This is a genomic window from Achromobacter sp. SX5, assembly GCF_056711425.1.
In genome coordinates this window covers 1644957-1654711 of sequence record NZ_CM160041.1, presented here as the reverse complement: position 1 = coordinate 1654711, position 9755 = coordinate 1644957, and the positions used below count along the sequence as shown (strand labels likewise).

Genomic DNA, 9755 nt, shown 5'->3' with positions numbered 1-9755 from the left:
TACTCATGAGAATCCACGCCCTGTCCGCCATCGCCGCCCTGGGTGCGGCGCTTGCCCTGCCGCTGGCCGCCAACGCGTCCGGCGTCTGGCATCAGACCGATACCGAAATCGGCTACGCCATCGCCCCCGAGCACGCCCCGGGCGACAAGACCCGCGCGCAGGTGCAGAGCGAACTGGCCGCGGCCAAGGCCGACAAGGCGCAGTGGTATCTTGCCAACCTGAACGCCGCCAAGCCGGGCTGGGCCAGGCAAGGCACCTCCCGCACCCGCGAGGACGCATTGGCCGAACTGCGCGCCGTCACGCCGGCCGAGCGCGCGCGCCTGGCCGAGATCTACACCCCCGGCTGATCCCCGGGGACGGGCGGCATGGCCGCCCGCCTTTTTTCCGGCCGCCGCGCCCGATGCGGGCGCGGCGCGCTTTTCAGTGTCGACAGGCCCTAGAATAAGGGCAGAGAATTCGGGGACTTCCACGCACCTTTTTTCCAGCCGATATGAAAGTACTCGTAATCGAAGACGAAAAAAAACTCGCCGAGTACCTGCGGCGCGCGCTGAGCGAACATAACTATGTGGTCGACGTGGCCCAGGACGGGGTCACCGGGCTGCACCTGGTCCGCGAAGGCCAATACGACCTGGTGTTGCTGGACGTGATGCTGCCGGCGATGGACGGCTTCACCGTGCTCGCCGAGATCCGCAAGACCAGCCGCGTGCCGGTCCTGATGCTGACCGCCCGCGACAAGCTCGAAGACCGCGTCAAGGGCCTGCGCGACGGCGCCGACGATTACCTGGCCAAGCCCTTCGCCCTGTCGGAACTGCTGGCGCGCGTGCTGGCCCTGGGCCGGCGCAGCGGCCACGCCCAGGCCGAGACCGTCGGCCAGAACGTGCTGCGCATCGAGGGCCTGGAGCTGGATCTGCTACGCCGGCGCGCCACGCGCGACGGCGTGCGGCTGGACCTGACCGCAAAAGAGTTCACGCTGCTGGCGCTGCTGATGCGCAAGCAGGGCGAAGTCCTGTCGCGCCTGGAACTGGCCGAGCAGGTGTGGGACATCAATTTCAACAGCAACACCAACGTGGTCGAAGTCGCGATCCGGCGGCTGCGCGGCAAGGTCGACGAACCCTTCGACAAGAAGCTGCTCCATACCGTGCGCGGCATGGGGTACGTGCTGGAACCGCGGAGCGATTGATGCCCGGGTGGCGTCCCAAGTCGCTGCGCCGCTGGCTGTCGCGCTGGCTGGCGGTCCAGACCTTCGTCGCGCTCGGGCTGGTATGCGCGGCGGTCTACTACGCGACCAACGTCAATCTGATCAACCGGCAGGACGCGCTGCTCGAGCAGAAGGTGGCGGTCGTGCGCCATCTGGTCGAGGAAAACGCCGCCAGCCAGGACACCACCCGTCTGCGGCACAAGCTGAGCGACTTCTTCTACGGCCGGCCGGACTTTTCCCTGGTGCTGGAGATCGAAGGCGAAAAGGTCTACTACGGCAGTCCGATAGCCGGCAACGGCGACGGCACGCACGAGCGCCGCATCGCGTTCTCGCTGCCCCACCCGGGCGCGCCCGGCGACGCCCTGAACGCGGAGCTGGTGCTGGACATCAGTTCCGACCTGCGCCTGCGCCACGCCCTGGCCTGGACGCTGTTCGCCTGCGCGCTGGCCGGCGCGATCGTGGTGGCGGCGGTGGGCACGCTGCTGGTGCGCAAGGGCCTGGCGCCGCTGGACGAACTGGCGCGGCAGGCCGCGCAGCTGTCGCCCGACCGCATCGGCGAGCGCCTGGACGAAAGCGGGCAGCCCCGCGAGATCCAGCCGCTGGTGCGCCAGTTCAACGCCGTGCTGCAGCGCCTGGAGCGCGCCTACGTGCAGATGGAAGGCTTCAACGCGGACGTCGCCCACGAGATGCGCACGCCGCTGGCGACGCTGATCGGCGAGACCGAGCTGGCGCTCAGCACCCGGCCTTCCGTGCAGGCCCTGCGCGAGACGCTGGGGTCCAACCTCGAAGAACTGCAGCGCATCGCCAGCATCGTCAACGACATGCTGTTCCTGTCGCAGGCCGACCGCGGCGCGCAGGCCCGGGGCGCGTGGCAGCGCAGCCTGGCCGAGATCGTGCGCGAAGTGACCCAGTACCACGAAGCCGAGGCGCTGGACGCCGGCGTCGAGCTGTCCGTCACGGGCGACGCCTCGGCCCTGGTCGACCGCAAGCTGTTCCAGCGGGCGGTGTCCAACCTGGTGTCCAACGCGGTGCGCTACGCCGACCGCGGCAGCGTCATCGAAGTCGAGATCTCGCGCGGCGCGCCCGCCGACGGCGCTCCCGGCGAAGTGCTGATCGCCGTGCGCAACACCGGCGAGCCCATCGCGCAGGAACATCTGCCGCGGCTGTTCTACCGCTTCTACCGCAGCGACTCGGCGCGCGAGTTCGACGCCAACCATCATGGCCTGGGCCTGGCCATCGTCGCGGCCATCGCCCGCATGCACGGCGGACGCAGCTACGCCAGCTCGTCGCAGCGGCTCACCACCATAGGCTTCAGCATCGTGATGGCGCCGCCCGCCGGCGCCGCGTAGCCGCCCATGGCAAGATCCGGAGTCCCAGGCGCGCGCGCCGGATCTACACTGGCCGCATGTATCCGACATCCCGCGACAGACCATGACCGGCAGCCTGGAAGCCCTCCACGGCGCGCTTGCGCAACAGGATTGGCAGGCCGCCACCTGCTCGCTCGACCGCCACGGCAACGCGGTGCTGCCGCGGCTGCTGGACCCGCAACAATGCCGGGCGCTGGCGGCGCTGTATCCGCGCGCCGACGGCTACCGCTCGCGCGTCGTCATGGCCCGCCACGGCTTCGGCCGCGGCGAATACAAATACTTTTCCTATCCGCTGCCGCCGCTGGTCGAGGCCTTGCGCCATGCGCTTTATGCGCGGCTGGCGCCCGTCGCCAACCGCTGGAACCGCGAGCTGGGCATCGGCGTGCAGTATCCGCCCACGCTCGATGAATTCCTGGCGCGCTGCCACGACGCCGGCCAGCGCCTGCCCACGCCGCTGATCCTGCAGTACCGCGCCGGCGACTACAACTGCCTGCACCAGGACCTGTATGGCGAACACGTGTTTCCGCTGCAGGCCGCCATCCTGCTGTCCGAGCCGGGCGCAGACTTCAACGGCGGCGAATTCGTGATGACGGAAACCTGCGCCGGCCGCCAGGTGGCGCAGGTGGTGCCGCTGCGCCAGGGCGACGCGCTGGTGTTCACGGTCAACCAGCGGCCCGTGCCCGGCCGGCGCGGCGGCGCCCGCCGCGCCGCCATGCGCCACGGCGTCAGCCAGCTGCTGGACGGACGCCGGCATACGCTGGGAGTGATCTTCCATGACGCGCGCTGACGCCGTGCAGGCCGAACTGCCGCTGCATGCGGCGGACGGCCCGGCCCCGCGGATCGAACTGGCCGGCGCAGCGCCGGCCATCGACGCGCTGGACTGGGACGCCATCGCCGCGCAGCTCGACGCGCAAGGCTATGCCCTGCTGCCGGGATGGCTGGCGCCGCCGCAGGCGCGCGCGCTGCGCGCGGCGACGGCCGGCCTGCGGCGCACGGACTTGGCCCGCGAGGACCTGGGCCTGGGCGAACGCTACGTATTCGCGGCGGAGCCGCCGGCGCCGCTGGCGGCGTGGCGCGAGGCGCTGTACCGCCACCTGGTCCCCATCGCCAACCGCTGGAACGCGCGCATGGATTGCGCGCAGCGCTACCCGAACGAGCTGGCGCAATTCCTGCATCGCGGGCGGCGGGCGGGGCAGAGCCGCGCGCTGTCCTGCCTGAACCTGCTGCGCACGGACGGCTACATGGCGCTGCAGCGGCACGACGCCGGCGCGCACGTGTTTCCGCTGCAATGCATCGCGCTGCTGTCCGAACCGGACGAGGAATTCACCGGCGGCGAGTTCGTCATGACGGAGCAGCGCCCACGCATGCAGACGCGGCCCATGGTGCTGCCGCTGCGCCTGGGCGACGCGGCGCTGATCGCCACGGCGCAGCGGCCGGTCAGCGGCGCGCGCGGCGACTACCGGGTCAGCCTCAAGCACGCCATCAGCCGCGTTCGCAGCGGCGAGCGCGCCGGGCTGGAACTGTTGTTCCACGACGCGCCCTGACCCGCCGCCGGCGCGTCAATCCTCTTCGACGAAGGCCTCTTGGCGCTTCTTGCGGATGTTGGGCAGCGCCACCAGCACCACCAGCACCACCGCCGCTCCCAGCAGCGACGCCGAAAGCGGCCGTTCCACGAAGGTCAGGAAATCCCCGCGCGACAGCAGCAGCGCGCGGCGGAAGTTCTCTTCCATCATGGGCCCCAGCACCAGGCCCAGCAGCAGCGGCGCGCCTTCGCACTTCAGCTTGCTCCAGACATAGCCCACCACGCCGAAGACCGCCGTCATGTAGAGATCGAAGGTGTTGTAGTTCAGCGAGTACACGCCGATGGTGCAGAACACCAGGATGGCCGGAAACAGAATGCGGTAAGGCACTTTCAGCAGCTTGACCCACAGCCCCACCAGCGGCAGGTTCAGCACCACCAGCATCAGGTTGCCGATCCACATCGAGGCGATCAGCCCCCAGAACAGGTCCGGATGGCTGGTCATGACCTGCGGACCGGGCTGGATGTTGTGGATGGTCATGGCCCCGACCATCAGCGCCATGACCGCATTGCCGGGAATGCCCAGCGTCAGCAGCGGAATGAAGGAGGTCTGGGCGCCCGCGTTATTGGCCGACTCCGGTCCCGCCAGGCCGGCCGGATGGCCCTTGCCGAAGCGCTCCGGCTCGCGCGAGAGCTTTTTCTCCAGCGTGTAGGACGCGAAGGCCGACAGCACCGAGCCGCCGCCCGGCAGGATGCCCAGCATCGAGCCGACCGCCGTGCCGCGCACGATGGCCGGCGCGGCTTCGCGCATTTCCTGCTTGTTCGGATACAGCGAGCCGACCTTGTCGGTGATCTCGACGCGCTTGTCCTTGAGCTCCAGGTTGTTCATGATTTCCGCGAAACCGAACACCCCCATGGCGACGATGGCGAAGTTGATGCCGTCCTGCAGTTCCGGGATGCCGAAATCGTAGCGGGCGACGCCGGAGTTCACATCCGTGCCCACCAGGCCCAGCAGCAGGCCCAGCAGGATCATGCAGATCGCCTTGATCAGCGCGCCGGAGGCCAGCACCACGGCGCCGACCAGGCCCAGGCACATCAGCGAGAAGTACTCGGCCGGGCCGAACTTGAACGCGACCTCGGCCAGCGGCGGCGCGAACGCCGCGATCAGCATGGTGGCCACGGTGCCGGCGAAGAAGGAGCCGACGGCGGCCAGCGACAGCGCCGCCCCGCCGCGCCCGTTGCGCGCCATCTGGTGGCCGTCCAGCACGGTGACCACCGCCGATGTCTCGCCTGGCAGGTTGACCAGGATGGCGGTGGTGGACCCGCCATACTGCGTGCCGTAGTAGATGCCGGCCAGCATGATCAGGCCGGCGACCGGCGGCAGCACGTAAGTGATCGGCAGCAGCATGGCGATCGTGGGCACCGGCCCCAGCCCGGGCAGCACGCCCACCAGCGTGCCCAGCACGCAGCCCAGCAGCGCATACAGCAGGTTCTCCGGCGTAAACGCCACGGAGAACCCCTGCATGAGGTGTTCTAGCAATTCCATCCCCGCTCCTTCATTCGCTTAAATCAAGCTGAAAAGATCGTAATACGATATAAAAACCAGAGGAATCCGGGTTTTTCCCAGGCGGCGCCAGGCCACGGGTATGCGAGTTGCTCGCCAGGCGGGCGACGGCAATACGGCCGTCCCTGCACTAAGGAGCGTCACTCATGGTCAGATCATCCCTACTCCAAGGCCTGGGCGCGGCAATGCTGGCCCTGGCGCTGGGCGGCTGCGCGGCCCAGGACGGGCAGCGCAGCACCGGCCAATACACCGACGACGTCGCCACCACCGCGCGCGTGCGCGAGGCGCTGGTGAAAACGCCCAACCTGAGGTCGAACACCATCCAGGTGGAGACCTACCGCGGCGTGGTCCAGCTCAGCGGCTTCGCCGACAACGAAGACAGCGCGGCCTCCGCCGTGGGCGCGGCGCGCGGCGTGGCGGGCGTGAAGGAGATCCGCAACAACATCCAGATACGCAATCCCCAATAGCGCGGCACGGCGCTTGCTGCTTGCGCGATGGACCCAGCCTATCCGGAGACCCGCCATGCCCCGAACGCCCGCCCCCTCCCTGCCAGACCCCGAGATCGAAGAATCCGGCCGGCCCGACCTGGGGCCCAGCGATTCGTCGGACTCGGCCAGCGACCTGCCGCGCGAGCTGGTCCATACCGACAGCGACGCGCAAGGCACGGGCGACCGCGAAAGCGCCAATCCGCGCGACCGCGGCCATGACGGCGCGGACATCGAGACCGACCACGTCACCGACGCGGAGCGCGCCGGCGTGTCGCGCCGCCCGCCCGATCCGGTGCGCAACGGCGGCTAGCGCGGCCGCCATGGATACGATCGAACGCGTCGCCGTCTTCATGCGCGAGCACGCGCTGACGCTGGTTACCGCCGAGTCGTGCACCGCCGGGCTGATCGCGGCCACGCTGGCCGACGTGCCCGGGGCCGGCTCGCTGCTCGATTGCGCGTTCGTGGTCTATACGCCCGAGGCCAAGATGCGCTGCCTGGGCGTATCGGCGCGCACGCTGGCGCGGCACAACCTGACCAGCGAGGCGGTGGCCAGGGAAATGGCGCTGGGCGCCGCGCAGCGCAGCCCGGCGCGGGTGGCCATCTCGAACACCGGCGTCACCGACGGCATAGATGGCGAGATCCCCGCCGGCACGCAGTGCTTCGCGTGGGTATTCAAGGCTGGCGGGGCCGACGCGGCGCCGGCCGTGCGCACCGAAACCCGGCGCTTCGACGGCGGCCGCAACGCCATCCGCGAGGCCAGCGCCCGCTACGCCCTGGTCCGGCTGGCCGAGCACTACGCCGAACTGGTTGGAGCCGCCCCGCCGCGCTGAAGCGCGGACGCCTCCAGGCACAGCGATTGCTGGCCTATCGGCGGCACTCCTGTTCCAACGGCGCACTGCGCCCTCATATGGAGGTTCACATGAAAACCCGCCACCTGACAGCCACTCTTCTCGCCTCGCTGACGCTGGCCGCGGCCCACGCGGCGCAGGCGCAGACCGCGCCCACGGCCCCGCCGACGGCGCCGGAAGCCAGGCTGGACAGCGCCGACCGCGATTTCCTGGAAAACGCGGCCCAGGCCGGCAACCTGGAAATCGCCGGCAGCAAGCTTGCCCTCGAAAAAGCCCGCGACCCGGACGTCAAGGCGTTCGCCCAGAAGATGATCGATGAGCATGGCAAGGCCGGCCAGGAACTGGCCACCCTGGCCAAGAGCAAGGGCTACGACGCCCCGACCGAACCGTCGCTGGTGCAGCAGGCCAAGCTGAAGGCGCTGGGCCTGCGCGACGACAGCTTCGACAAGGCTTACGTCGATGAAATCGGCGTCTCCGCGCACCAGGACGCGGTCAAGGAGTTCGAGGAGGCCTCCAACGAGGCGAAGGACCCGGACGTCAAGCAGTTCGCCACGCAGACCCTGCCGGTCCTCCAGCAGCACCTCGAAGCCGCGCAAGCCCTGCAGCAGCGCTTCAACGCCGCCAAGAAGTAAGCGCCGGTCCGGCCGGACCGCTTCCATGGGGAAGCGCCGGCGCGCGGACAGCGGGCGTGAATGACAACGGGCTAGCCGCGGGACACGTATATGGATCGTGAGGAACTACTGGCACAGATGATCGCCACCCCAGCGGCCGATCGGAGCTTTCATGAATGGCCCGAGGTGCTGGCCAATTACGCCCAGTGCCTGGCGCAGCTCGCCCCCAGGCTGCGGCCCGAGGAGCTGGACAGCCTGGTGCAGGCCGGCGCGGACTTCTATCGCACGCTGGCCCGCGCCGAACAATACCGGCGCACCTCCGTATGGGATGAACCGCCCGGCTGACCGCGGCCTAGAACCTGCGGCGGTAGGCCTGCTGCACATATTGCCTCAGCTCCGCCTCGGTCGAGGACGCTTCAGCCGCCTGCTCCTCCGGGACCAGCAGGCGGCGGGCGGCTTTGAGCGTGCGCTGCGCCCTGCGTTCGCCCTCGCTCAGGTCGACGGCGTCGGCGGCGGGCGGGGCCGTCGCATTGTGCTCGAGTGGGTTCATGGCCATGCTCCGAACGGCGGGAATGCCGCTTTCGTGCGCAACAGCAAGCCGCATGCCCGCCCGCGCCCCGCCCCGGCGGCACGGCGCTTGCTGCGCCGACGGGCATGTACGCAGACTGGCTTTCCGGCATCCCGGCATTTTCCGATCATCCCCTGTTGCGCTGGGCCTTCGCTCTCACGCTGGGCGCGGCGCTGTTCTTCGCGATCGGCGCGGCGCTGCGCCTGCTGCGCGCCCGCCTGCAGCGGCCCGCCGCCAGGCCGCTGATGCGCGCCGTGGCCCAGATTCTGCAGCGCACCAGCCATTTCGTGCTGCTGGTGATGGCGATACTGATCAGCGCCGAAATCGCCGCCGCGCCCATGCCCTGGAGCGGCCGCAACGCCCAGCACCTGTGGTTCGTGGTGCTGGCCCTGCAGCTCGCGCTGTGGCTGGACCGGGCGGTGGACGTGGGGCTGGAGCAGGCGCTGGCCTCGCGCGGACAGGTCAATACCGTCACGGCCACGCTGTTCCGCTTTCTGCTGCGCACGCTGGTGTGGATCGTCGCCCTGCTGGCCATGCTGGACAACCTCGGGGTCAACATCACGGCGCTGGTGGCCAGCCTGGGCATAGGCGGCGTGGCGGTCGCGCTGGCCGTGCAGACCATACTGAGCGACCTGTTCGCGTCGATTTCGATCGGGCTGGACAAGCCCTTCGAGGCGGGCGACTTCATCGTGTTCGGCCAGGTCGCCGGCAGCATCGAGCACGTCGGCCTGAAGACCACCCGCATCCGCAGCCTGGGCGGCGAGCAGATCGTCTGCTCCAACACCGAGCTGCTCAAGCAGACGATCCAGAATTACAAACGCATGCAGCAACGGCGCATCGTCTTTACCGTGCGCGTCACCTACCAGACGGACGTGGAGCGCGCGGCCGCGGTGCCCGGCCTGATACGCGCGCAGATCGAGCGCCAGCCGGACACCCGCTTCGACCGCGCGCACCTGGCGCGCTTCGGCGACAACGCGCTGGAGTACGAAGCCGTCTATTACGTGATGACGGCCGACTACAACCGCTACATGGATATCCAGCAGGAGATCAACCTGGGCATCATGCGCGAGCTGGAGGCCGCGGACATCGCACTGGCGCTGCCCGAGCGCCTGATACACATAACGAGGCGGGGCGGCCCCGCCGCCCCGCCGCAACCGCCTGCCTACCAATAGGGGTCCTGCTTGTAGTACTGGTGCAGGTCGCGCGCCCAGCTTTCGTCGGCCATCCTGGGCCAGTTGTCCTTGTCGAAACCCGGCGCGTTCTTCAGCACTTCCTTGTCGACATTGAGGATGAAGCACTTGCGGTCCGTATCCAGCGTCAAGGCGGACCATGGAATGGCGTACAGCTTGTCGCCCATGCCCAGCACCCCGCCGCGCGACAGCACCGCGTAGGCGACGCGGCCGCGCGGCACGTCGATCATGATGTCCTTGATCGAACCCAGCTCTTCGCCGGCGGCGTTGTACACGTCATTGCCTTCCAGCGTGTCGGCCGCCATGATTTCGGGGCCCGGACCGGTGGCCGATTGCTTGGGACCGCCGACGATATTGGTTTGTTGCTCCATTGCCTTTCTCCTATGCGGGGCCTATCCCCAG

The 9755-nt window shown here is 69.1% G+C and carries 14 protein-coding genes; 11 read left to right on the top strand and 3 right to left on the bottom strand.

Annotated elements, in window-relative coordinates; genetic code table 11:
• The first annotated feature begins 5 nt into the window (after positions 1 to 5).
• The 5 genes from AC1M14_RS07855 to AC1M14_RS07835 all read left to right on the top strand — a co-directional run bounded on the left by AC1M14_RS07855 (position 6) and on the right by AC1M14_RS07835 (position 4109).
• Positions 6 to 347, top strand: coding sequence for a DUF4148 domain-containing protein (locus tag AC1M14_RS07855; RefSeq protein WP_479731342.1), 342 nt, complete (start codon positions 6 to 8; stop codon positions 345 to 347).
• 143 nt (positions 348 to 490) lie between these two features.
• The gene (locus tag AC1M14_RS07850; protein WP_111827196.1) at positions 491 to 1180 is read left to right on the top strand and encodes a heavy metal response regulator transcription factor; all 690 of its coding nucleotides are present in this window, start codon (positions 491 to 493) and stop codon (positions 1178 to 1180) included.
• Positions 1180 to 2547, top strand: a complete 1368-nt coding sequence (locus AC1M14_RS07845) for a heavy metal sensor histidine kinase (protein WP_479731341.1) — start codon at positions 1180 to 1182, stop codon at positions 2545 to 2547. The genes AC1M14_RS07850 and AC1M14_RS07845 overlap by 1 nt, the downstream gene beginning before the upstream one ends.
• A gap of 82 nt (positions 2548 to 2629) precedes the next feature.
• Positions 2630 to 3352: a 2OG-Fe(II) oxygenase gene (locus AC1M14_RS07840; protein WP_479731340.1), complete on the top strand. Its 723-nt coding sequence runs from the start codon at positions 2630 to 2632 to the stop codon at positions 3350 to 3352.
• Positions 3339 to 4109 carry a 2OG-Fe(II) oxygenase gene (locus AC1M14_RS07835; protein ID WP_479731339.1) on the top strand — a complete coding sequence of 257 codons (771 nt, stop codon included), beginning with the start codon at positions 3339 to 3341 and terminating at the stop codon, positions 4107 to 4109. The genes AC1M14_RS07840 and AC1M14_RS07835 overlap by 14 nt, the downstream gene beginning before the upstream one ends.
• Positions 4110 to 4124: 15 nt before the next feature.
• Here the strand turns inward: AC1M14_RS07835 and AC1M14_RS07830 are convergent, their stop codons facing one another.
• Complete coding sequence (locus AC1M14_RS07830; RefSeq protein ID WP_102772652.1) at positions 4125 to 5630, bottom strand: tripartite tricarboxylate transporter permease; 1506 nt, start codon at positions 5628 to 5630, stop codon at positions 4125 to 4127.
• Positions 5631 to 5794: 164 nt separating this feature from the next.
• On the opposite strand from AC1M14_RS07830, the gene AC1M14_RS07825 reads away from it, so the two are divergent.
• The 5 genes from AC1M14_RS07825 to AC1M14_RS07805 all read left to right on the top strand — a co-directional run bounded on the left by AC1M14_RS07825 (position 5795) and on the right by AC1M14_RS07805 (position 7940).
• Entirely contained in the window at positions 5795 to 6115 is a 321-nt protein-coding gene (locus AC1M14_RS07825; protein WP_111827192.1) for a BON domain-containing protein, read from the top strand.
• Positions 6116 to 6170: 55 nt separating this feature from the next.
• A complete protein-coding gene (locus tag AC1M14_RS07820) occupies positions 6171 to 6446 on the top strand; it encodes a hypothetical protein (protein WP_479731338.1) in 276 nt (91 codons plus the stop codon).
• A gap of 10 nt (positions 6447 to 6456) precedes the next feature.
• Positions 6457 to 6966, top strand: a complete 510-nt coding sequence (locus AC1M14_RS07815; RefSeq protein ID WP_209166054.1) for a CinA family protein — start codon at positions 6457 to 6459, stop codon at positions 6964 to 6966.
• Positions 6967 to 7055: 89 nt separating this feature from the next.
• The gene (locus AC1M14_RS07810; protein WP_111827189.1) at positions 7056 to 7616 is read left to right on the top strand and encodes a DUF4142 domain-containing protein; all 561 of its coding nucleotides are present in this window, start codon (positions 7056 to 7058) and stop codon (positions 7614 to 7616) included.
• A gap of 117 nt (positions 7617 to 7733) precedes the next feature.
• Positions 7734 to 7940: a DNA-3-methyladenine glycosylase gene (locus tag AC1M14_RS07805; RefSeq protein WP_308810270.1), complete on the top strand. Its 207-nt coding sequence runs from the start codon at positions 7734 to 7736 to the stop codon at positions 7938 to 7940.
• Between the two features lie 7 nt (positions 7941 to 7947).
• Here the strand turns inward: AC1M14_RS07805 and AC1M14_RS07800 are convergent, their stop codons facing one another.
• A complete protein-coding gene (locus tag AC1M14_RS07800) occupies positions 7948 to 8145 on the bottom strand; it encodes a hypothetical protein (protein ID WP_102772658.1) in 198 nt (65 codons plus the stop codon).
• A gap of 104 nt (positions 8146 to 8249) precedes the next feature.
• Between AC1M14_RS07800 and AC1M14_RS07795 the strand changes: the two genes are divergently transcribed.
• Entirely contained in the window at positions 8250 to 9335 is a 1086-nt protein-coding gene (locus AC1M14_RS07795; RefSeq protein ID WP_479731337.1) for a mechanosensitive ion channel family protein, read from the top strand.
• On the opposite strand, the gene AC1M14_RS07790 is transcribed toward AC1M14_RS07795, so the two are convergent.
• Complete coding sequence (locus AC1M14_RS07790; protein WP_102772660.1) at positions 9326 to 9724, bottom strand: PRC-barrel domain-containing protein; 399 nt, start codon at positions 9722 to 9724, stop codon at positions 9326 to 9328. The genes AC1M14_RS07795 and AC1M14_RS07790 overlap by 10 nt on opposite strands.
• Between the last annotated feature and the right edge of the window lie 31 nt (positions 9725 to 9755).